The following is a 22,781-nucleotide window of genomic DNA, read 5'->3' as shown; positions in this document are numbered from 1 at the left end:
ACAGAGGCTACGATATTATACTAATAAAATTAGTTCCATAATTGAAGTAAGGATTTTTAACTATTGCTTGATCTATATCAGATCTCATTGAGAAATATCGCTGCTTAAATCAATCAACCAATCAATTATTAGTAACTCACTGTTTAAAGTAGAATGCAAACGCAGCTGCTCTTTCAATAAAGTGAGCTTGCAAAACTGCAAATAAAGCTGCTCATAACTGAGCAAAGTACTTAATTCAAGAGCACCTGGAATTGTATATGATAAACCAAAATGAATTTTTTGAGCATCACTAAATAAATACCACAACCATGATAAATACTTATCAGATTCTCTTGACAACAACGTACTTAATTCTAAGAATGTCCCAGTGTCATGTTTAATGACCTCCAGAAGTTTTCCCTCAATTAATAAGTAATTCTTCCATCCATCACCTTCGATAAAAGATAATGTGTTTAGAGGAGCGTTGCTATTTAAGCATATAGCACAATCTGGAATGTATTTTCTCGTTTGTTCTTTCAACCAAGTAAAAATAACTGCGTCTTCGGGAAGAGACAAACTCCATTTCTGACAACGACTAACAAGAGTTGGCAACAACAAATTTCTAGAACTAGCAACTAGCAAAAATATACAGCTCAATGACGATTTTTCTAGGGTTTTCAACAACGCATTAGCTGCTGATTCAGTCATCAACTCGGCTGGTTTTACTACAACTAAACGTAAACTAGAAAGATGAGAAGATGCATAAGCAAAGTTGCTACAAGCACGAATTTGTTCAACCGTAATTACCTTACCTTTTGCCACTGGAGAAACTAAGTGAAAATCAGGATGATTACCGGAACTAATCAATTGGCAACTACGACAAAATCCACAAAATTCCGAAAGATAATTAGAACACATTAAAACTTGGCTGAAGCGTTTTATCAACTTCTCAACTCCTAGCCCATCTGGTGCTACAAGCAGCGTAGCTTTAGAAAATCGCTCTGCTTCTAAATTTGCTTGCCAATACTTCCATACATTGAGTAACCAAGGAAAAAGCCCTTCCATCATTATTACTGCTTATTCAACCATAAAATCAAAGCCCTTCGAATATCGCAATTGACTAAGTCTATTTCTTTTTCAGCATCAATAACAATTGTATTAGAATCACTATTCGACAATTCTAAATAACGCTTTCTAGTACGATCAAAAAAATCAATGCCCATTTTTTCAATTCGGTCAAGTTGTTGTCCACGATTACACACGCGCTTTAGACCAACTTTCGGATCAACATCTAAATAAAATGTTAAATCTGGCTTAAATTCGCCTAATACTTGCGTCTTCAGCGTACTTATAAGATTCGGTGAGATTCCTCTACCGCCACCTTGATAGGCTTGTGAAGACATATCATAACGATCACTTACCATCCAAACGCCTTCTTTAAGCGCTGGCTTAATAATGTCATTTGTTAATTGAATACGAGCAGCGTATAATAGGAGTAACTCAGCCATATTTTGCAAATCTTCATTTCTGTGCTCTTTCTTAATAAGTAAGCGAATTTTTTCCCCTATTACACTACCACCTGGCTCGCGAGTACTTTTAATTTTTTCTATACCTGCAGCTCTAAGAGTTGCTGTAATTGTCTTCAAAGCTGTACTTTTTCCAGAGCCTTCAAGTCCCTCTAGAACGATAAATTTTGCTTCTTTCATTGAATACTTCTTACTTTTTTTAAATATGCTCGCACTGCTGTATTGTGCTTTGATAAATTTTTTGAAAATATATGACCATCATCATCTCCACTTGCTACAAAATATAAGTATTCACTTCGTTCAGGGTGTAAAGCAGCTTCAATGGAAGCCTTGCCAATCATAGCTATAGGTGTAGGTGGCAATCCATTAATAACATAAGTATTGTAAGGTGTTGGTGTAAACAAATCGCTTTTTCGAATATTTCCATCATATTTGTCACCCATTCCATATATGACAGTTGGATCAGATTGTAAACGCATGCGCTTATTAAGACGATTTATAAAAACTGATGCTATACGCTTTCTCTCCGATTCTAATGATGCCTCTTTCTGGATAATGGACGCTAAAATCAAAGCTTCGTAAGGAGTTTTTATTGGTAAGTTTGACTGTTTGGCTAACCATTGAGTATTAACTATCTCATTTAATTTTCTGTTAGCACGCTTTAAAATATCAATATCTGAACTGTCCACCGTATAATAATAAGTCTCAGCAAGTAAAAGTCCTTCTAATTTTTCTTGTTTAAGACCTAGTTTGTAGGCTATTTCTTTTTCATTTAAATCAGTAATAGTATGCTCAAGATAAGGGGAAGAAGATAACGCTTTTCTCCATTCACTGAAACGGCTTCCTTCAAGAAAAGTAATTGAAAATTGATGTTCTTCTCCATTAATTACATGATTCAAAGCTTCTTCTAACGTCATATTTTTTTGAAATTTAAATGTACCTGCTTTGATGTTTACTAAATCTGGATGTAGATAATGTAGCAGTCTAGAAGTAGGATGAGATGAAATCCAACCCTTCCTATTCAAGAATGAAAGAAAAGCGTTTAAATTAGTACCAAATTTTACTGTAATAATTTCGTGTGAGCTAATGTTCAAAGGTTGTTTTAAATAATTATGAATCTCTTTGAACACATAAAAAAACACGCTGGTAAACGATATAACTAATAAAGTCAATACAACCTTTAGTTTACTTTTCCGCAAGTTTATTCTCTCCTAAAAATGTTGCCTTGTGCTTCGAATTTTATAACAATTTAAAGCAATAGCGGTTCAGACATGAGCACATTTAAAACCGCTCAAAACTTATGCAAGAGAATCATAAGGGCAAGCTCTAAGTCATACTGAAAACGTTCAATAATATACTGTACAACGATAAAATTGGAACTTAATTATGAAAATGATAATAGCTTCACGCTCGATTTTTTGGGAGCAAAACAAGAAAGTTTGCAACTGCTTATTTTCCAAGAACTTTTTATTTATCATACTTGAACCATGAAGTTACCCCATGACTAAATTATGCCCTTTGTGCGTTGTATTTTCATAATTTCTATTCAAGAAAGCAATCAAGTAAGTTATTGTAAAAAGGCAAATTAATATAGCCTAAGTCATATTTTCTTAAAAATAAGACACCCATTTGTACCGCCAAAACCAAACGAATTACAAGCAGCGTATTCCATTTTCACTTTGCGAGAAGTGTGCGGCACTAAGTCGATACCTAAGTTCTCTTCGGGATTATCTAAATTAATTGTAGGAGGAACAATTTGGTCAACCAAGGACATTACTGTAACAATTGCCTCAACTGAACCTGCTGCCCCTAGTAAATGCCCAGTCATTGATTTTGTTGAAGAAACAAGAACCTTTTTATAGCCAATTTCACCAAGCGCACGTTTAATGCCTTTAACTTCAGCGATATCACCAACAAGTGTAGATGTTCCATGTGCATTAATATAGCCAATTTGCTCACCAATTACTCCAGCATCACACATGGCAGCCTCCATTGCTAAAGCTCCTCCAGAACCATCTTCACTTGGAGAAGTCATGTGGTAAGCGTCTCCAGACATACCAAAACCAACGAGCTCACAATAAGCACGAGCACCACGTACTTTTGCATGCTCATACTCCTCTAAAACCATGATACCAGCGCCATCACCGAGAACGAAACCATCACGACCTTTATCCCAAGGACGAGAAGCTTTTTGAGGTTCTTCATTACGTGTAGATAGCGCTTTTGCAGCAGCAAATCCGCCCATACCTAGAGGTGTAGATGCTTTTTCGGCTCCACCGGCAACTATAGCGTCAGCATCACCGTAAGCTATCATACGAGCTGCATAACCAATATTATGAAGACCAGTACTACACGCTGTTGATAGCGCAATATTTGGTCCACGTAATCCATGCATGATAGACATATAACCAGAAATCATATTTATAATTGTTGAAGGAACAAAGAATGGACTAATCTTACGAGGTCCTTTTTCTCTAAGAGCTTTATAACCAGCCTCAATCAAACCGAGACCACCAATACCTGATCCAATAGCAACACCAATGCGAGAAGCATTTTTATCAGTGATAATTAAACCAGAATCGCATAATGCCTGGACGCCGGCAACAATGCCATACTGAATAAACAAATCCATTTTACGCATATCTTTTTTAGAGACATATCCTTCACAATTAAAATTTTTAATTAAACCTGCAAAACGAGTAGAAAAATTAGTCGTATCAAAATGCTCAATATTCACAATACCGCTTTGACCAGCTTGTAGGGCTCTCCAAGAGGATTGCACACTGTTGCCTACCGGTGACAGCATACCCATTCCAGTGACAACTACACGACGCTTGGACACAATCTTACTCTCCAGAATAGAGGCAAATGAAGATATATAAAATCACAGGCGGCCAGCAGGCCACCTAGGAAAGATATTACTGAGCCCCGTTTACATAATCAATTGCAGCTTGAACAGTCGTAATTTTTTCAGCTTCTTCATCTGGAATTTCCATATCAAACTCCTCTTCTAAAGCCATTACTAACTCAACTGTGTCTAAAGAATCAGCACCTAAATCATCAACAAAGGAAGATTCATTTTTAACTTCTGCTTCATCCATACCTAACTGTTCAATAATAATTTTCTTTACGCGTTCTTCAATGTTGCTCATTTTACTTTTCCTCTAAATATTTCGCTGAATACAATGACTTTGTAGTCTATTAAAATTAGTGAAAGTTGCAAGAATGTACTCACTGGTCAAACCAAAAATTTCCTCGATTTAAATTTAGTACAAATTCTGGAAATGAAAATATGATCTTTTATTAAACCATGTACATACCACCGTTAACATGCAAGGTTTCACCAGTAATGTAGGCTGACTCCGAAGATGCCAAAAAGGCAACTGCAAAGCCAATATCACGCGGATTACCTAAGCGTCCAATAGGAACGTTAACTAGTATCGCTTCACGTTGTTTATCATTCAAAACATCACTCATGTTTGTTTCAATAAAACCAGGTGATACCGTGTTTACAGTGATACCTCGAGAAGCAACTTCTCGCGCCATTGATTTAGTTAAGCCAACAACACCTGCTTTCGTTGCAGCATAATTGGCTTGACCTATATTACCTATGCTACCAATAACAGAGCCAATATTAATAATACGACCGTTACGCTTTTTAATCATGCCAGGCAAGACAAGCTTAGATAGGCGAAAAATAGATGTTAAATTAGTATCTATAACATCCTTCCACTCCTTGTCTTTCATACGCATCAGCAAAATATCACGGGTTATACCAGCATTATTGACTAAAATATCAATATCTCCAAATTCACTTTTAACGTTTTTCAGAGTTGATTCAATCGACTCAGACTGACTTACATCCAAAATAAAACCTTTACCATTTTTGCCAAAATTTTCGCTAATTGCAACCACACCCTCTTTACTTGTTGCTGTGCCTATGACTGTTGCACCACATTCAATTAGCAGTTCAGATACAGCACGACCAATACCTCGGCTAGCACCTGTAACCAAGGCGATTTTATCCTTTAGATTCATATAAATCCTCAATTTTATTTTTAATTAGAAAATCAAAGCCTTCGCAGCATTAAGGGAAGCAATATCATTAATTACTCCTGATTTAAGCATTTTCACAATCCGTTTAGTCAACCCAGTAAGTACTCTGTTACCAGATCCCATTTCCAATAAACACTTTACACCTTGTTTATTCATTAACTGAACAATTTCAGTCCAACGAACTGGACTATATAACTGACGTACCAATGCCATTTTAATCTTTTCTGGTTTTAACTCAGTAACTACATCCACATTATTTATTACTGGGAAAATAGGAGTAGTAAATTCAATTTCTGCAAGTTTGGCAGCCAACCTATCAGCAGCAGGTCTCATTAAAGCACAATGAGAAGGTACAGACACAGAAAGAGGAAAGGTATACTTAGCTCCAACTTTCTTACATAACATTTCTACTCGCTTTACAGCACATTTATTACCAGAAATTACAATTTGAAAAGGAGAGTTATAATTTGCTGGAGAAACAACCCCATCCCACTTTTCCACTTCTTTACAAGTTTTCTCAACTATATCTTTTCTAAGACCTATGATTGCACACATTGCACCTGTACCTTCAGGTACTGCTTCTTGCATTAATTTACCACGCAATTCAACAAGTTTTATCGCATCTTGAAAATTGATGACATCAGCACATACTAAGGCGGAATACTCACCTAAACTATGACCTGCTAGACTTACTGGTTGATCGTAACCAAGCTCTTTCCATATACGCCAAACAGAAACCGAAGCAGCCAATAGTGCTGGTTGAGTACGGAAAGTTTGATTTAAATCTTCCTCGGGACCGTTTTGAACTAAAGACCAAAGATCATATCCTAACGCATTGGATGCTTCGGAAAAAGTCTCTTTCACTGCAACGTAGTGTCTTTCTAGCTCTTCAAGCATACCAATAACTTGCGAACCTTGCCCTGAAAATACTACAGCAAATTTACCCATATTCTTTACTCATTTTAATTTACATTATTTCAAGACAAAAACTACGCAACTAAACAATCAAAAGGATGCTCATTATTTTTCTGAAACAGAAAACTGATTCACAAGCAAACTGAAGTCCAATCGATAAAATCACGACAGTAGTTAAATTGGTTCCCATTTTTTATGGATGTATAATACCACTCCTCTAACAATATTGCACGCTAGATAAGTGTATAAGTAGTTGACAATGAATTATTTTTTTCTTTCAAGCAAAACCGCTTTTAAACGATCCCTGATGCAAGTAGACACTTGTTCTTGCACTTCATATACCGCTTCACCAATAGCATTAACAATCGCGGATACATCAGCCTTCCCATGGCTCTTGATAACAACACCACGCAGTCCTAGAAAACTCGCACCATTATACCGATCCGGATTTAATGCTCTTAATTCATCAAACAACTCAGAAAACAATTTTTTTGCAATCCATCCTTTGATGGAGGAATTTATCACGTTGTTTTTTAACTTGTCTATAAACAATTTAGCAGTACCTTCACAGACCTTAAGACAAATATTACCGACAAATCCATCGCATACTATTACATCTGCGACATCATATAACAACTGATTACCTTCAATATAACCAATAAAGTTCACCAACTTACTCTTAGATAACATTTCAGAACAACGTTTAACTAAATTATTTCCTTTTATCTCTTCTACACCAACATTTAAAATTGCCACCCTAGCTGAACGTCTTAGATGTTGTTCAGCCAATGCACTACCCATTATTGCAAATTGAAAAAGAGACTCCGCATCACTAGATACATTGGCACCTAAATCCAGCATCCAAGTTTTCTTCCTAAGCTTGGTTGGTAATGCAGACACCAACGCTGGACGTTCAAGTCCAGGAAGTAACTTCAATCTAAAACAAGATAAGGCCATTAAAGCACCAGTATTACCACCGCTCACACAAGCGTTGGCGAGATTGCTGGAAACTAAATTAATAGCCATTTCCATTGAACTACCAACACTACTACGTAGAGCCAAAGATGGCCTCTTCGAATCTGACACAACTATCTTAGTGTGTTCAATACTTAGGCGAGTATTTGACTGGTAACCAGAAAAAAGCAAACAAGACTTAATCGAATTTCGATCACCTGTTAGAATAATTTTCAACTCTGGAAAGAGCGACAATGCCTGAATAGCAGCAGGTACCGTAACCTTAGGGCCAAAATCTCCACCCATTGCATCAAGCGCAACAATTACATTTCGCAAAGAAATCTACTTACCAATAACTTTTTTACCGCGATAATAACCTTCAGATGTTACACTGTGGCGTATATGAGTTTCACCTGAAGTTATGTCTAAAGACAACGCATTTCCAATCAAAGCATTGTGCGCACGACGCATACCACGCTTAGAACGTGTTTTACGATTTTTTTGTACAGCCATAAGATCTATTCCTCTGAATTTTCTAAAATTTACTAATTTTAAAACAATATGAAAATATTCAAACTGTAGACTATATTAAAAGAACATCGACATTTTCTCTTGAAACATAAACTTAGACACTATAATCTAACCTTGTTCGTAGTGCTACTGGTATTCTACAATACCTTGTTCATCAAAAACAGTCTCTATGATATCAAATGCCTCTGGTGTTATGTAATGATATAGTTAGTATATTTTAAATTAACTATACGTTATCACCAGTTTTTTTTCGAAAAAAGCTCAATCATAATTTTGTTAATATTGAAATTCCATAAAAATTCATCAACATAGTTATGCACAATTTTTGTGGATAATTAGGTTTTCTTTAAACAAGAGAATTTATAAAAATGCTTATGAATTCCCTGTTCATGTATCACAATTTCGTTGCTTTATTTATTCTAGCTGATCTAAAACTTTATCTTTCCATAGTTGTTATTATATCCACAAAGAACGATAATATGGAGATTGAAGTATCTTTAAATACGATAAAAACTATGATCGGATATCTCTTGCTGCTTGTAAGTAATGTTTTAGTTAATAACTTTGTCCTTACAAAATTCCTAGGCCTATGTCCTTTTATGGGAGTTTCTAAAAAATTAGAAAGTGCAATTGGAATGGGATTCGCCACAACATTTGTTTTGACATTAGCCTCAATGTCTGCATACGTTATCGAAACGTATATTTTGTTACCACTTGGTATGCGGTATCTACGTACAATGAGCTTTATTTTAGTCATTGCAGTAGTAGTACAATTCACTGAGATGCTTGTGCAAAAGAGCAGTCCAACTCTATATCGCTTGCTGGGTATTTTCCTGCCACTAATTACAACAAACTGCTCAGTATTAGGTGTTGCTTTACTTAATATTAATGAAAATAATGGGTTCGTTGAATCAATAATCTATGGATTTAGTGCCGCCGTAGGTTTCTCCTTAGCCTTAATTTTGTTTTCTTCAATGCGGGAGCGTATCTCAGTAGCAGATGTACCGTTACCCTTTAAAGGTGCCTCTATCACAATGATTACCGCAGGTCTTATGTCAATAGCTTTTATGGGCTTTAGTGGATTGGTAACACCGTAATGTACTCAATTTTAATTGCTGTGCTTACTATAGTTTTTCTAGCCGCGATATTTGGCGCTACTCTTGGGTTCGCTTCAAATTATTTTAAGGTAAAAACGGATCCTATTGTTAATCAAATTGACAGTATTCTACCTCAAACGCAATGTGGTCAATGTGGATATCCTGGCTGTCGTCCATACGCAGAAGCAGTTGCAAATGGAGAAAAAATTAATAAATGTTTACCAGGAGGTGTAACTACCATTGAAAATATTGCAAATCTTATGAATGTTGAAGCAAAAAAATACTCACAAGGAGTAAAAAAAATAGCCAAAACCATCGCTTTCATTCACGAAGACATGTGTATCGGTTGCACAAAGTGTATTAAAATATGTCCGGTAGACGCAATCGTCGGTGGAATAAAAAAAATACATACAGTAATTGAAAATGAATGCACAGGATGTGATCTTTGCGTTGCTCCTTGTCCAACTAACTGTATTGAAATGATACCAGTGGCACTGAGTGCCTCAGATTGCCAAGCTAGCATAATCCCCATTCTGGACATTACCGATACTACTTGATAATTCCTGGATTTTCAAACAAAAAAGTTGACTGACAGCTATGATATCGCTTATTGAACAAATCAAATTAGGTAAACTTTGGGATTTCCCTGGTGGTATTCAGCCATCTGAAAGCAAAGCTCAATCACTCCAAAGAACTTTAATACACGCCTCACTACCTAACCGAATTCTGCTTCCTATAAAACAACATATTGGTAAATCTGGTGGGCTTCTTGTCGAAATCGGCGAATATGTTTTGAAAGGACAAGCCTTAACTAAGTATGATACCAATTCTGTATTACCAATTCATGCTCCAACATCCGGCACCATCACTGCGATTAAAAAATATGCAGCTGCTAACTCTTCTGGATTAGCCGAACTGTGTATCGTTATTTTGCCAGATGGAAAGGACAAATGGCTTCCTGTCAAACCTGTAGATAATTTTCTTCAAGAATCACCAGACAGATTAATTGAGTATATTAAGCAAGCTGGTATTTCTGGAATGGGAGGTGCAGGTTTTCCTACTGCAAAAAAAATTCAGTCTATAATATCTAATACTGATATTTTTATCGTTAATGCAGCAGAATGTGAACCTTATATCACAGCAGATCATGCATTAATACAATACCATGCAGATGAAGTGATTCAGGGGATCGAAATTGTTAAGCATATTCTCAAACCTAAATTAATTGTTATCGGCATTGAGGATAATAAACCAGAAGCTATAGAAGCATTAAACCAATCCACTAAAAACAAAGAGTTTATTATTCGTATAATTCCCACAAAATATCCTTCTGGCGGAGAAAAACAATTAATTAAAATTCTTACCAATAAAGAAGTACCAAGCGGTGGAATACCTTCAGATATTGGCATTTTAGTCCAAAATGTCAGCTCCCTACATGCAATTAAACGAGCGATTTGCGATGGAAAACCATTAATCAATCGTATTCTCACCTTATCTGGAGAAAAGTTTAAGAAACCACGTAATGTATGGGCGCTTATCGGAACTTCAATCCAAACTCTTCTTGTTGAATTCGGTCATGAATTCAACAAGAAAACTGAATCTTTAATATTAGGTGGTCCTATGATGGGAATCACTTTACCTCATGCTGATATACCTGTAACCAAAACGACAAACTGTATACTTATATCCCCAAAAAAACAAAAGACTCAAGACGAAATGCCATGTATTCGATGTGGTCAATGTTCAGATGCTTGTCCTGTTTCATTATTGCCTCAACAACTCCAATGGCATGCAAAGGCCAAAGAGTTTGATCAATGCGAAAAATTAAATTTAGGAGACTGTATCGAATGTGGTGCCTGTGACTATGTTTGTCCAAGTCAAATTCCATTGGTAAAATATTATCGTCAAGCTAAAAAAGAAATTCAAATTCGCAACAACGCACTGAAAGCAGCCAAGCGTGCCAAAAAACGTTTCAAAGAGAAAAACCAACGCACGGAAAGAGATCGAATCGAACGTGAAACCGCTTTGGCTAAAATAAGCCAAGAACGTCGCAAAAAAATGAAGAGTGCGGATAATGCTCGTGCTATCTCAGATGCTGTCGCACGTGTCAAAGCTCGAACGAGAAAAAATGAACAACCCATCATAAAAACAGTTTCTGTTACTATCACAGAGTTTAAAACAGAAAATGAAAAAAATTTGGAACCCGACAATATAGAAATGATCAAATTGCGTAATAAACGGAAAAAAGAAGCGAAAACTCGTAAAAATCAAAAAGAAAAAACTCTCAAACAGGAAAAAAATTTTAAGGAGAAAAAATAGTGGCTCTTTTGCCTTTCTATACAAAATTTAACTATGGAAATAGCACACCAGAGTTGATGAAATGGGTCGCTCTTTGCACTTTACCAGGTTTAATTACACAATCTTACTTTTTTGGTTGGGGAACAATTATACAACTCTTTTGGTCTACCTGCGTTGCTTTATTCTTAGAAACACTAGTAATGCTGGCAAGAAAACGTCCTCCAACAACAGCTTTACGAGATAACAGTGCACTTGTTACTGCTTGGTTACTAGCAGTTGCTATTCCCCCTCTTTCTCCATGGTGGATTATATTCATTGGACTAATTTTCGCAATCGTTATAACGAAGCAGCTATATGGTGGCCTAGGACAAAATTTATTCAATCCTGCAATGATCGCCTATGTGGTCTTGTTGATTTCTTTTCCTATCCAAATGAATAGCTGGATTGAATCAACTCAACAATCAAGTAACTCAATCTCATTTATCGATACGTTTTTATTAATTTTTTTAAATTTCAACACTGCAAATTTACCACTACAAGAAATTCTTACAGGAGTTGATGGAATCACAATGGCGACACCGTTAGATTTATTTAAAACTGCTTTGCATAGCGGGAAAACTGTTGATGAAATTCTCCAACAACCTCAATTTAAAGACTTAATAATGAGCAGCTGGGGATTAGTCAATCTTTCTTATCTTATGGGTGGACTACTATTGCTTAAGTTACAAGTAATCCATTGGCACATTCCAGTTAGTTTTTTAAGCAGTCTAGCAATAATCAGTGGTTTATTCACACTGTTTTCTCCAGGTACATGCGCACCATTGAGTATCCATTTTTTATCTGGTTCAACTATGTTAGGTGCATTTTTTATTGCTACTGATCCAGTATCAGCTTCAACTACGATCAAAGGTCGACTTGTTTTTGGTACTTTTATAGGTGTAATGGTATTTATTATTCGAAGCTGGGGTAGTTTTCCTGATAGTGTTGCGTTCGCAGTACTGTTAGCAAATATGTGTGTACCATTAATTGACTACTACAGTAAACCTCGCACATACGGACATTAGGAAAGTTCTATGTTAGCAGCAACTAGAAAAAACAGTTTAACTCTAGCAGTTTTTGCTTGTATATTTACAGGACTGGTCGCTCTAACTGAATATTTAACTAAAGATCGAATTAAGGAAAAAGAAACAGCACAAGTAATATCCATATTAGATCATATAATACCCCATAATCTCTATGATAATAATTTGCATCAATGCTGTACGTTAATAACTGATCCTGCTTTAGGTACAAATCGTCCCCTACCTTCCTGTTTAGCAACTCTAAATGGGCAACCAACAGCTTTAACGATTGAAACCATTGCGCCTGATGGTTACAATGGAGAAATAAAAATGATCATTGGTATAAAACGAGACGGTACCATCACTGGAGTTAGGATTCTATCCCATAAAGAAACTCCTGGACTTGGTAATAAGATTGATTTTCATATCACAGATTGGGCTCTAAGCTTTACAGGTCAAAAAATAACTGACAGTGTCTTATCAAATTGGAAGGTAAAAAAAGATGGTGGAAAATTCGATCAATTTACCGGCGCAACAATTACTCCGAGGGCAGTCGTCAAAGCAGTAAAAAACGCAGTACTCTATATTAACCAAAACCAAGATACTCTATTTTCTAAATCCTTAGATTGCAGAAATTTGTATGAATAACGTTAAGTCTCAAATTCAATTTAACATGTGGGAAAACAACCCAGCATTAGTACAACTTTTAGGATTATGTCCATTACTTTCAGTTTCTACAACAATCATAAACGCGCTCGGTCTTGGTATTGCAACTTTGCTTGTTTTATTTTTTAATAATATTATAGTGTCATTAATACGAAATCACATTCCTAAAGAAATACGTATTCCTATTTTTGTTATAATCATTTCGTCGCTAGTTACTTGTATTCAGTTGTTAATGAATGCGTATACCTACGAATTATACTTATCTTTAGGTATATTCATCCCACTCATTGTTACTAATTGCATTATCATCGCTCGAGCTGAAACATTTGCATCAAAACATAGCGTAGTAGCTGCTGCTCAAGATGCTTTAGGAATGGGAACAGGAATGGGCATCACCCTTGTATTACTTGGTGCTATAAGAGAAATAGCTGGCAATGGTACTATTTTTGATGGAGCAAATTTACTGCTTGGTCAATGGGCAACTCCAATAAAGGTTGAAATTTTCGACTTCAATGCTAATTTCTTATTAGCATTGCTCCCTCCAGGAGCATTTATTAGCATGGGATTTCTAATTGCTCTGAAGCAGGCTACAGATAAACGCTTTCGAAATAAAGATTGCAAAGTAAAAAATCCATCATGAATCAAGAAAAACGCATTAAAATTTTAGAACAATTTAAAAAAAATGATCCTAATCCAAAAACAGAATTAAATTGGAGTACTCCGTTTGAGTTACTCATCGCTGTTTTACTTTCAGCGCAAGCTAAAGATACTAGTGTTAATAAAGCTACTAAAAAACTTTACCAGGTAGCTAATACTCCTCAAACACTATTTTCTTTGCAAGAAGATAAAATAAAAAAATACATAAAAACAATAGGATTATTTAACTCAAAAGCACAAAATGTTATCAAAACCTGTCGTATTTTGATTGAAGAACACAAAGGAGAGGTTCCTGAAAACAGGGAGGCTTTGGAAGCACTCCCTGGTGTTGGTAGAAAAACAGCTAATGTTATTCTTAATACAGTGTTTGGTTGGCCTACTATTGCTGTTGACACACATGTTTATCGAACCGCTAATCGTACTAAATTTGCAATAGGAAAAACAGCTAATGATGTTGAGCGAAAATTATTAAAAGTAGTGCCAAAAGCATTTAAGCGTAACACACACCACTGGCTAGTTTTTCATGGACGTTATACATGCACATCGCGTAAACCTCGCTGTAAAAATTGTACTATTGAGGAATTGTGCGAATTTAAAGCAAAAACGAAATAATTAAGGAAGATCATGTCAAATTCTCGTATTTTACATACTATGTTACGTGTAAGTAACTTAGAGGAATCCATAATCTTTTACACTAAGGTCATGAGAATGAAGTTATTACGTACTCATGAAAATAGAGAGTATAAATATACACTCGCATTTCTTGGTTTTAGAGATATAGCAGAAGAGTCAGTAATAGAACTAACATACAACTGGGATATAAACAAATATGACTTAGGTTCTGCATTTGGTCATATTGCAATTGGTGTCAACGATATTTACACCGCTTGCAATAGAATAGAAGCTTATGGAGTTAACATAATACGCAAGCCTGGTCCAGTCAAAGGTGGAACAACACATATCGCTTTTATTAAAGATCCAGACGGCTACATGATTGAACTAATCCAAAACAACACTATCTAAGGACTGTGATGAACGGCTTCCTTTCATCACAGTTAATTAAGTTTTACTTAGAGAAATAACTACTCTGCGATTTTGGTTTTTACCAAGTGGAGAGGAATTATCAGCAATAGGACGACGCCTGCCATACGTTTGTGCTTGGATCCGATCTTCTGGTAAACCTAATGATTTAAAATGCTCTTCAAGCATTTTTGTTCGTACCTCAGATAAATGTTGACTCTCATTTTTTCTATCAACTCCATCAGTGTAAGCGGATATCAGCACCAAATCAATATCTTTACTATAGCGAATATATTCTTCTATTCTTAACAAGCGTTTTTCCGAATCTTCGTTTAATTGAAGAGTATTGCGATTATAATGTAAAATTGTAAAAGAAATATCCTCAAAACTATATGGCAATAAATTAGCTATGCAGGTGTTAAACAAATAATACTCTTTTTGAAACAAAACAGAGGATAAAGCAACTTCAGCACTTCTATTACTACTCTCCCAATCTTTATAAATAAAAGTAGGAAAACGTCCATCTTCTAACTCCGATAAAATTCTCCAAGCTGTTTCTCCACCAATATAGCCATCAAATTGCTTAAAAAATTTTATATTAACAATATGTTCGGCAGCCTCTCCAGGTCTCCAGTAAGGTGGTATGGAGACTAAACTAACATCGCTGATTTGCCTTGTAGGTTTACGCATTTTAAGTTCAAAGTTTAAATTAATTTTTTTACTAGCTTGCGATGAAAATTCTGCACTGCCATAGTTAGGAATAGAATGCACTAAACGACACTCCAAAGGAGTGTTAGTAACTACATTCCACTGCGATTCCAAAGGAGAGGAAACATAACGGCCCTCCACAGCCTGAATATTTTGAAAACTTAACAGGCTAATGAGCAAATTGCTTACAAGAACTTTTTTCATATTGAGTAACAGCAAGCGTTATTTGAATAATACGCGACCAATTTTTAAATATTCAATTTTATTTAGAAGAAATCGATACTCGCTTCTAATCTAGACTAGAATCTGCGATAATACTCTTTTGTTCTTATAAAGCAAAGTTTAAATATTACAATATGAATTTTGAAAATGAAGTATCAACACTTAAAAAACGATTCCGTGGATATTTTCCTGTTGTTATAGACATTGAGACTGCTGGTTTTAACGCAAAGACTGACGCTCTTTTAGAAATTTGTGCTATTACATTACGCATGGATGAATATGGTCATTTACAGTTTTCTTCAACAATTCATTTCCATATTAAACCTTTCAAAAACGCTAATTTTGAAGCAGCTGCGTTAAAGTTTAACGGTATTCATGATCCATTTAGTCCATTACGTAATGCTATCGCTGAAGTAGAAGCACTAAAAGAAACGTATAAGCTTATCCGTAAAGAACAAAAACTTGCCGATTGTAACCGTGCAGTAATTGTCGCCCATAATTCTGCTTTTGATTTAAGTTTTATTATAGAAGCCAGCGAACGCTGTAATCTAAAGCGAATACCTTTTCATCCTTTCACAACCTTTGATACTGCGACATTGAGTGGACTGGCATATGGTCAAACTACACTTGCTAAAGCATGCAAAGCAGCTGATATTAAATTTGATAACGAAAAAGCACACTCTGCACTCTATGATACACAAAAAACAGCTGAACTCTTTTGTGGAATTATTAATAAATGGAAAACTCTCGGAGGCTGGCCACTTCAAAAGTGAAAAATCAAGAAACATTTTCGCTAAAAACAACCCAAAGAAACATTATAATATCAAACACAGTGTCTAAAAACTTAAATAATCAACACTTACAGTGATTTTTCATATAGTTACTAGCCAACGAAATCAATACAAGATATACCCGTGCTAACACGGACTAGTAATTTCATACAAAGCATCACCAATATTATCTATGCTGTTAACAGTTTTTACACCAGCACATTTTAATGCTGCAAATTTGTCCTTAGCAGCACCCTTTCCACCTGATATAATTGCGCCAGCGTGCCCCATTCGTTTGCCGGAAGGAGCTGTAACACCAGCAATATAAGCAACAATAGGCTTTGTTATATTACTTTTTATAAACTCAGCTGCCTCCTCTTCAGAGGTACCACCAATTTCACCAATCAGAACAATTACCTCAGTTTCCGGATCTTCCTCGAACAGTCGTAAAATATCAACGAAATTTGAGCCAGAAATAGGATCTCCACCAATACCTACGCAGGTTGATTGACCAAAACCTCCATCTGTAATCTGCTTAACAGCCTCATAAGTAAGAGTACCAGAACGAGATACAACACCCACTTTACCTTTCCTATGAACGCAATCCGGCATGATACCAATCATACATTCTTCTGGAGTAATAATACCTGGGCAATTAGGACCGATCATAACGACCTTTGCTTCATTTAAACGCAATTTTACATTTAACAAATCTAATACTGGAATACCTTCAGTAATAGTGACAATCAACTTGACACCTGCATCAATTGCTTCAAGGATAGCATCCTTACAAAAAGGTGCTGGTACGTAGATAACAGAAACAGTTGCATTAGTAAAATGTACTGCTTCACGCACCGTATTGAATACAGGAGTAGCTAAATGAATCTGCCCACCTTTACCTGGCGAGACACCAGCAACTATCTTCGTACCATAATCAATTGCTCGTTTTGAATGCAAGGTTCCTTGAGAACCAGTAAAACCTTGACATACAACTTTAGTTTTTTTATCTATCAGTATAGACATTGTCCCTCCTTGCTCTGACTACTTCAACCACTTTTTTTGCTGCTTCGGTTAAAGAGGCGGCGATAATGATTCTAAAAGAGCTATCTGCAAGCTTTTTAGAACCTAAAGATGCGCTATTACCTTCAAGACGAACAACAAGAGGAATTTCAATGCCTACTTCTTCGACTGCTCCAATAATGCCATCGGCAATAAGATCACACTGAACAATTCCACCAAAAATATTAACTAACACTGCCTTAACATTAGTATCAGATAAAATTATCTTAAATGCTTCCACTACGCGATTTTGAGTAGCACCGCCACCTACATCAAGAAAATTAGCAGGCTGTCCACCGTGGAGATGAACAACGTCCATCGTGCCCATAGCTAAACCTGCACCATTAACCATACAACCGATATCACCCTCAAGGGCTACATAATTAAGTCCCCATCGAGCAGCTTGCACTTCACGCTCATCTTCTTGAGAAAGATCGTACATTTGATGCAATTTTTTCTGGCGATACATTGCGTTTGGATCAAGACTAATTTTAGCATCAAGACATAAAAAATTACCCTGATCAGTAATAGCTAAAGGATTAATTTCCAGTAGAGCTAGGTCATACCTAACGAACATATCAGCAAGAATCATGAAAATTTCAACAAATTGGTTGATTTGCTTTCCTTCAAGACCAAGTTTAAAAGCTAACTCACGACCCTGATACGCTTGAGGAACCAGTGAATTCAGAGAAACTTTATGAATCAGATCAGGAGTTTCCTTTGCAACATTTTCAATTTCTACTCCTCCTTCAGTCGACGCCATAAAAACAATACAACAAGCTACACGATCTACAACAGCACCTAAATAAAACTCTTTAACAATACTAGGTACTTCTTCGACTAAGATTTTCGATACCAGCTGACCGTTTGCATTTGTTTGGCAAGTAACCAGTCTTTTACCTAACCACTTTTGCGCAAACTTTTTTATATCATTTCCATTATCATATAATTTAATACCGCCAGCCTTACCACGACCACCGGCGTGCACCTGACATTTAATAATTTTTTTTTCAGTATCAATGCGATCTGCAACATCAAAAGCTTCTTGAGGTGTATCGCATATATGACCTTTAGGTACAGGTAAACCAAGCTCTATAAAAAGCTGTTTAGATTGATACTCATGTAAATTCATTTAGGTGTTCCGTTCATTTCATCTATGAAAAAAATCAAAATTCCAGTGTTAAATATCCAGCAACAAACAGGCTGGATCTTCAATTAACTCTTTTATCGTAACCAAAAAACTCACTGATTCACGTCCATCAATCAAACGATGATCGTATGATAATGCTAAGTACATCATAGGCAAAATTTCTATTTTTCCATCAACAACCATGGGACGATCTTGAATTTTATGCATACCTAAAATTGCTGATTGAGGAGGATTGATAATTGGTGTAGACATAAGTGATCCAAACACACCACCATTGGTAATAGTAAAATTACCACCCATTAATTCTTGAACAGTCAATTTACCATCACGACCTCTCGTTACTAATTCTTTAATACCTTTTTCAATTTCAGCAAAAGTAAGTACACCACAATCTTTCAAAACTGGTGTAACTAAACCACGGAGTGTTGAGACTGCAATACTGATATCAAAATAATTATGATAAATAACATCTTCACCATCAATTGAAGCATTAATTTCCGGATAACGCTTAAGAGCTTCGATGACTGCCTTCACATAAAAAGACATAAATCCTAAACGAGTACCATGACGCTCTTCAAATTTCTTTCTATATTTTTTACGAAGATCTATAACAGATTTCATATTAACTTCATTAAATGTAGTTAACATTGCTGTATTATTTTTAGCCTCCAGTAAACGATTTGCAACCGTCTTGCGTAATCGAGTCATTGGAACACGTTTCTCTCTACGATCTAAGACAGGATTTCGTTTAATATCTTCATTCTCATCAGAACCTGAACTAATAGTAGCTAAATAAGCATTAATACCCTGACGAGTAATACGACCACCCACTCCAGTACCTTTTATTTGATTCGATTTTAAATCATGCTCGGCGAGAAGACGACGTACTGAAGGACTAAGTGCTTCATGCGTTTCCGATGAAGATTCAGACTTTTGAGTTATATCTGTGATCGACTTACCTAAAATAACGCTTGGCTGCAACTTAGCAATTAACTGTTTAGAAGATACTGAAGCACCTTCTGGCTCAATAATCTCCTGTAGCACTCCAGTCTTAGGAGCAAGTACCTCTAAAATTACTTTATCCGTTTCAATATCAACAATAACTTCATCACGATCCACAACATCGTTTGTTTTTTTATACCATGTTGCTATAGTTGCATCCGCAACCGATTCGGGCAATTCCGGGACCAGAATTTCAATTGTCATGTAATATCATTCCTTTTGCTTCTCGTTCTTAAATTCAAAACTTTATTTACCTAACATTAAGCGCATCTTTAACTAACTCTTTTTGTTGCTTTAAATGTACGGACATGTAACCTACTGCTGGTGAGGCGGAAGCTGGACGACCTGCATACCTTAAATTTGCACTAGATGGAATAGCCATACGGAAATTATGTTGACTATTATACCAAGCACCTTGATTTTGAGGCTCTTCTTGACACCAAACGTAATCAACGACATTTGTATATTCTGCAATGGCAGTTTCTAACTCTTCCAACGGAAACGGATAAAGCTGCTCTACACGGATAATTGCGACATCATCTCGTTTACTATTACGACGTTCTTCAAGGACGTCAAAATAAACCTTTCCAGAACAAAATACAACTCGCTTGATCTTTTCTTTATCTAAAGAATCAACTTCTCCAAGAACAGCTTGAAAAGTACCTTCAGCAAGTTCCTTGAGAGATGAAGTGCATAGTGGATGGCGTAACAAAGATTTAGGTGACATAACAATTAATGGACGACGCATAGGACGAATAACTTGACGACGTATCATATGATAAACTTGCGCAGGTGTTGAAGGAATAACAACTTGCATATTCTGCTCTGCACATAATTGCAAATAACGCTCCAAACGCGCAGAAGAATGTTCAGGACCTTGACCTTCATAACCATGTGGTAAAAGCATTGTTAAACCACACAAACGTGCCCATTTCTGCTCACCAGATGAAATGAATTGATCTATAACAACTTGAGCTCCATTAGCAAAATCGCCAAACTGAGCTTCCCATAGCGTTAATCCTCCCGGTTCCGCAGTTGCATAACCATATTCAAAAGCTAAAACTGCTTCCTCAGACAAAACCGAATCGAAAATTTGGAACGGACCCTGTTTATCATGAATATTTGCAAGTGGAATATAAATGCTAGCATCTAGCTGGTTATGCAAGACAGCATGTCGATGAAAAAAAGTACCACGCCCAGAGTCTTGACCTGAAATACGAATACGCTTACCATCATCAGCTAGTGTCGCATAAGCCAAAGTTTCCGCCATACCCCAATCAACTGGCTTGTCACCATTGATCATGGATAATCGATCACTGTAAAGTTTTTTTACCCGATTTTGAAGTTTATGAGTTTCTGGATAACGACAAATACGATTACCAAGATCCCTTAATCTGTCAATAGCCACTTGGCTATCCCATTCAATATTCCAATCATGATTAAAATAAGGAGTCCAATCAACTGATTGGAGCGCCATTGGACGCCACTCATTAACTACAACTTCGCCACGATCTAGAGCATCACGATACTCATTAACTAGTCGAACTGTTGTTTCAATATCAAATTCACCACTCTTGATTAATGTATCAGAATATAGTTTACGCGGTGTTGGGTGCTTCTTAATCTTTTGATACATAAGAGGCTGAGTTGCGTTTGGTTCATCAGCTTCATTATGGCCGTTGCGACGATAACACACTAAATCAATAACTACATCACGCTTAAAAGTATTACGATAATCTAAGGCTAAACGAGCTACAAAAGCAGCTGCTTCTGGATCATCTGCATTTACATGAAATATTGGTGCTTGTACTACTTTAGCGATGTCAGTGCAATACATGGTAGAGCGAGTATCACGAGGATTTGAAGTAGTAAAACCAATTTGGTTGTTAATAACAACACGAATAGTTCCTCCTACGCAAAAGCCGCGTGCTTGTGACATATTGAATGTTTCCTGAACGACTCCTTGTCCTGCAACAGCTGAATCTCCATGTATTGTAATTGGCAAAACAGAACTACCACTCTTGTCACCTAAACGATCTTGACGAGCACGAACCGAACCAATAACGACTGGATTTACAATTTCGAGATGAGACGGATTAAATGCTAAAACTAAGTGAACGTTACCACCTAATGTTGCAAAATCAGCAGAAAAACCCTGGTGATATTTAACATCACCTGTCCCCCAAGTTTCATCATTTTTCCCAGCGAATTCATCAAACAGATCCTGTGTTTTTTTTCCTAAAACGTTGACTAACATATTAAGCCTGCCACGATGCGCCATGCCTACAACAACCTCACGTATACCTTGAATACCAGAATGACGGATAATTTCCTTCATCATTGGAATTAAAGTATCACCACCTTCTAATGAAAAACGCTTTGCTCCAGGAAACTTTACAGCTAAGTAACGTTCTAAACCTTCTGCTGCGCTTAACTCAGATAAAAACGAATATTTTTCTTCTTTATTAAATGCAGGTTGACCTAAAATAGATTCTAAACGCCGCTGAATCCAGCGTTTTTCTTCCGTATTAGTCATGTGCATATATTCAGCACCTATCGAGCCACAGTAGGTTTGGTTAAGCGCTTTGTACAAATCTTTTAATGCCATGGTTTTTTGACTAGAAAAAAACGAACCCACATTGAAAGACTTTTGGAAATCATCTTTAGAAAGTGAATGAAAGGAAGGATCAAGATCAGCGACAATATCTCGCTTCCAAAGATTTAGTGGATCTAAATTCGCAGCCTGATGACCACGGAATCGATAAGCATTAATAAGCTGCAAAACTTTTACTTGCTTAACATCGATATCAAGATCCTTGACTTGAAAACTACAATATTTTATCTCTCGAGCAAGACGCTTAAAGTAATCACGAATGGGAGAGTGTGGCTGTTCGAGAATCGAAGAAGATACAGGCAAATCTTCAAATACGCGCCTCCACTCTTCACTTACCAAATTTGGATCATCTAGGTACAATTCGTAAAGTTCTTCCACATAACTTGCATTAGAACCAGCCAAGTGTGAAGACTTCAGCCATACCTCAATTGCATCTTCATGCATACTATTCCTTAATGAGTATCTGGTGTTCGTCATTAGATTTACATATATTGGT

The 22,781-nt window shown here is 36.3% G+C and carries 23 protein-coding genes; 9 read left to right on the top strand and 14 right to left on the bottom strand.

Going from position 1 to position 22,781, the window contains the following annotated elements:
- Positions 1-84: 84 nt before the first annotated feature.
- The 9 genes from CF67_RS04060 to rpmF form a co-directional block, all read right to left on the bottom strand.
- The gene (locus CF67_RS04060; protein WP_320412132.1) at positions 85-1,047 is read right to left on the bottom strand and encodes a DNA polymerase III subunit delta' C-terminal domain-containing protein; all 963 of its coding nucleotides are present in this window, start codon (positions 1,045-1,047) and stop codon (positions 85-87) included.
- Between the two features lie 2 nt (positions 1,048-1,049).
- Entirely contained in the window at positions 1,050-1,685 is a 636-nt protein-coding gene (gene tmk, locus CF67_RS04055) for a dTMP kinase (protein ID WP_034414701.1), read from the bottom strand.
- Entirely contained in the window at positions 1,682-2,704 is a 1,023-nt protein-coding gene (mltG, locus tag CF67_RS04050) for an endolytic transglycosylase MltG (protein WP_034414699.1), read from the bottom strand. The genes tmk and mltG overlap by 4 nt, the downstream gene beginning before the upstream one ends.
- A gap of 401 nt (positions 2,705-3,105) precedes the next feature.
- The gene (fabF, locus tag CF67_RS04045; protein WP_034414697.1) at positions 3,106-4,347 is read right to left on the bottom strand and encodes a beta-ketoacyl-ACP synthase II; all 1,242 of its coding nucleotides are present in this window, start codon (positions 4,345-4,347) and stop codon (positions 3,106-3,108) included.
- Between the two features lie 76 nt (positions 4,348-4,423).
- Positions 4,424-4,657: an acyl carrier protein gene (gene acpP, locus CF67_RS04040; protein WP_034414695.1), complete on the bottom strand. Its 234-nt coding sequence runs from the start codon at positions 4,655-4,657 to the stop codon at positions 4,424-4,426.
- A gap of 151 nt (positions 4,658-4,808) precedes the next feature.
- Entirely contained in the window at positions 4,809-5,543 is a 735-nt protein-coding gene (gene fabG / locus CF67_RS04035; protein ID WP_034414692.1) for a 3-oxoacyl-ACP reductase FabG, read from the bottom strand.
- Between the two features lie 24 nt (positions 5,544-5,567).
- Positions 5,568-6,509 carry an ACP S-malonyltransferase gene (gene fabD, locus CF67_RS04030; protein WP_034414689.1) on the bottom strand — a complete coding sequence of 314 codons (942 nt, stop codon included), beginning with the start codon at positions 6,507-6,509 and terminating at the stop codon, positions 5,568-5,570.
- 231 nt (positions 6,510-6,740) lie between these two features.
- On the bottom strand, positions 6,741-7,766 hold the full coding sequence (gene plsX / locus CF67_RS04025; protein WP_034414687.1) for a phosphate acyltransferase PlsX: 1,026 nt from the start codon (positions 7,764-7,766) through the stop codon (positions 6,741-6,743).
- Between the two features lie 6 nt (positions 7,767-7,772).
- Positions 7,773-7,943, bottom strand: a complete 171-nt coding sequence (gene rpmF, locus CF67_RS04020) for a 50S ribosomal protein L32 (protein ID WP_034414685.1) — start codon at positions 7,941-7,943, stop codon at positions 7,773-7,775.
- 533 nt (positions 7,944-8,476) lie between these two features.
- Here rpmF and rsxA point away from each other — a divergent pair.
- The 8 genes from rsxA to gloA are packed head-to-tail and all read left to right on the top strand — an operon-like array spanning position 8,477 to position 14,763.
- Positions 8,477-9,058, top strand: a complete 582-nt coding sequence (gene rsxA, locus CF67_RS04015) for an electron transport complex subunit RsxA (RefSeq protein WP_034414777.1) — start codon at positions 8,477-8,479, stop codon at positions 9,056-9,058.
- Positions 9,058-9,615 carry an electron transport complex subunit RsxB gene (gene rsxB, locus CF67_RS04010; RefSeq protein WP_034414684.1) on the top strand — a complete coding sequence of 186 codons (558 nt, stop codon included), beginning with the start codon at positions 9,058-9,060 and terminating at the stop codon, positions 9,613-9,615. Before rsxA ends, rsxB begins: the two co-directional genes overlap by 1 nt.
- Before the next feature lie 40 nt (positions 9,616-9,655).
- Positions 9,656-11,377: an electron transport complex subunit RsxC gene (gene rsxC / locus CF67_RS04005; protein ID WP_052538111.1), complete on the top strand. Its 1,722-nt coding sequence runs from the start codon at positions 9,656-9,658 to the stop codon at positions 11,375-11,377.
- Entirely contained in the window at positions 11,377-12,420 is a 1,044-nt protein-coding gene (gene rsxD, locus CF67_RS04000; RefSeq protein WP_278184773.1) for an electron transport complex subunit RsxD, read from the top strand. The genes rsxC and rsxD overlap by 1 nt, the downstream gene beginning before the upstream one ends.
- A gap of 9 nt (positions 12,421-12,429) precedes the next feature.
- Positions 12,430-13,065, top strand: a complete 636-nt coding sequence (rsxG, locus tag CF67_RS03995) for an electron transport complex subunit RsxG (RefSeq protein WP_034414681.1) — start codon at positions 12,430-12,432, stop codon at positions 13,063-13,065.
- Complete coding sequence (locus CF67_RS03990) at positions 13,058-13,723, top strand: electron transport complex subunit E (RefSeq protein WP_034414678.1); 666 nt, start codon at positions 13,058-13,060, stop codon at positions 13,721-13,723. The genes rsxG and CF67_RS03990 overlap by 8 nt, the downstream gene beginning before the upstream one ends.
- Positions 13,720-14,352: an endonuclease III gene (gene nth, locus CF67_RS03985; protein ID WP_034414675.1), complete on the top strand. Its 633-nt coding sequence runs from the start codon at positions 13,720-13,722 to the stop codon at positions 14,350-14,352. Before CF67_RS03990 ends, nth begins: the two co-directional genes overlap by 4 nt.
- Positions 14,353-14,364: 12 nt before the next feature.
- Positions 14,365-14,763: a lactoylglutathione lyase gene (gene gloA / locus CF67_RS03980; protein WP_034414672.1), complete on the top strand. Its 399-nt coding sequence runs from the start codon at positions 14,365-14,367 to the stop codon at positions 14,761-14,763.
- A gap of 36 nt (positions 14,764-14,799) precedes the next feature.
- Here gloA and motY read toward each other — a convergent pair whose 3' ends face one another.
- Positions 14,800-15,672 carry a flagellar protein MotY gene (motY, locus tag CF67_RS03975; protein ID WP_034414670.1) on the bottom strand — a complete coding sequence of 291 codons (873 nt, stop codon included), beginning with the start codon at positions 15,670-15,672 and terminating at the stop codon, positions 14,800-14,802.
- Between the two features lie 152 nt (positions 15,673-15,824).
- Here motY and rnt point away from each other — a divergent pair, with 152 nt between their 5' ends.
- Positions 15,825-16,463, top strand: coding sequence for a ribonuclease T (rnt, locus tag CF67_RS03970; RefSeq protein ID WP_034414668.1), 639 nt, complete (start codon positions 15,825-15,827; stop codon positions 16,461-16,463).
- Between the two features lie 144 nt (positions 16,464-16,607).
- Here rnt and sucD read toward each other — a convergent pair whose 3' ends face one another.
- Genes sucD through sucA form a run of 4 tightly spaced genes read right to left on the bottom strand, consistent with a single transcriptional unit; the run spans position 16,608 to position 22,729 of the window.
- Positions 16,608-17,483: a succinate--CoA ligase subunit alpha gene (gene sucD, locus CF67_RS03965; protein ID WP_034414666.1), complete on the bottom strand. Its 876-nt coding sequence runs from the start codon at positions 17,481-17,483 to the stop codon at positions 16,608-16,610.
- Entirely contained in the window at positions 17,464-18,651 is a 1,188-nt protein-coding gene (gene sucC / locus CF67_RS03960) for an ADP-forming succinate--CoA ligase subunit beta (protein WP_034414664.1), read from the bottom strand. Before sucC ends, sucD begins: the two co-directional genes overlap by 20 nt.
- Positions 18,652-18,699: 48 nt before the next feature.
- On the bottom strand, positions 18,700-19,875 hold the full coding sequence (odhB, locus tag CF67_RS03955) for a 2-oxoglutarate dehydrogenase complex dihydrolipoyllysine-residue succinyltransferase (protein ID WP_034414663.1): 1,176 nt from the start codon (positions 19,873-19,875) through the stop codon (positions 18,700-18,702).
- 46 nt (positions 19,876-19,921) lie between these two features.
- Positions 19,922-22,729, bottom strand: coding sequence for a 2-oxoglutarate dehydrogenase E1 component (gene sucA / locus CF67_RS03950; RefSeq protein WP_034414662.1), 2,808 nt, complete (start codon positions 22,727-22,729; stop codon positions 19,922-19,924).
- Positions 22,730-22,781 lie beyond the last annotated feature (52 nt).

The sequence above is a fragment of the Candidatus Photodesmus blepharonis genome, assembly GCF_000731795.2.
GTDB classification, from domain to species: domain Bacteria; phylum Pseudomonadota; class Gammaproteobacteria; order Enterobacterales; family Vibrionaceae; genus Vibrio; species Vibrio blepharonis.
Note: the sequence above shows the minus strand (reverse complement) of the source record. Positions and strands in the feature narration are given on the sequence as shown.

Coding starts and splice junctions, on each gene's coding strand:
- fabG (WP_034414692.1), bottom strand. CDS start 5,543: ATGAATCTAAAGGATAAAATCGCCTTGGTTACAGGTGCTAGCCGAGGT.
- odhB (WP_034414663.1), bottom strand. CDS start 19,875: ATGACAATTGAAATTCTGGTCCCGGAATTGCCCGAATCGGTTGCGGAT.
- sucA (WP_034414662.1), bottom strand. CDS start 22,729: ATGCATGAAGATGCAATTGAGGTATGGCTGAAGTCTTCACACTTGGCT.
- tmk (WP_034414701.1), bottom strand. CDS start 1,685: ATGAAAGAAGCAAAATTTATCGTTCTAGAGGGACTTGAAGGCTCTGGA.
- rsxG (WP_034414681.1), top strand. CDS start 12,430: ATGTTAGCAGCAACTAGAAAAAACAGTTTAACTCTAGCAGTTTTTGCT.
- rpmF (WP_034414685.1), bottom strand. CDS start 7,943: ATGGCTGTACAAAAAAATCGTAAAACACGTTCTAAGCGTGGTATGCGT.
- sucC (WP_034414664.1), bottom strand. CDS start 18,651: ATGAATTTACATGAGTATCAATCTAAACAGCTTTTTATAGAGCTTGGT.
- rsxB (WP_034414684.1), top strand. CDS start 9,058: ATGTACTCAATTTTAATTGCTGTGCTTACTATAGTTTTTCTAGCCGCG.
- rnt (WP_034414668.1), top strand. CDS start 15,825: ATGAATTTTGAAAATGAAGTATCAACACTTAAAAAACGATTCCGTGGA.
- motY (WP_034414670.1), bottom strand. CDS start 15,672: ATGAAAAAAGTTCTTGTAAGCAATTTGCTCATTAGCCTGTTAAGTTTT.
- rsxC (WP_052538111.1), top strand. CDS start 9,656: ATGATATCGCTTATTGAACAAATCAAATTAGGTAAACTTTGGGATTTC.
- nth (WP_034414675.1), top strand. CDS start 13,720: ATGAATCAAGAAAAACGCATTAAAATTTTAGAACAATTTAAAAAAAAT.
- CF67_RS04060 (WP_320412132.1), bottom strand. CDS start 1,047: ATGATGGAAGGGCTTTTTCCTTGGTTACTCAATGTATGGAAGTATTGG.
- fabD (WP_034414689.1), bottom strand. CDS start 6,509: ATGGGTAAATTTGCTGTAGTATTTTCAGGGCAAGGTTCGCAAGTTATT.
- acpP (WP_034414695.1), bottom strand. CDS start 4,657: ATGAGCAACATTGAAGAACGCGTAAAGAAAATTATTATTGAACAGTTA.
- CF67_RS03990 (WP_034414678.1), top strand. CDS start 13,058: ATGAATAACGTTAAGTCTCAAATTCAATTTAACATGTGGGAAAACAAC.
- gloA (WP_034414672.1), top strand. CDS start 14,365: ATGTCAAATTCTCGTATTTTACATACTATGTTACGTGTAAGTAACTTA.
- rsxA (WP_034414777.1), top strand. CDS start 8,477: ATGATCGGATATCTCTTGCTGCTTGTAAGTAATGTTTTAGTTAATAAC.
- sucD (WP_034414666.1), bottom strand. CDS start 17,483: ATGTCTATACTGATAGATAAAAAAACTAAAGTTGTATGTCAAGGTTTT.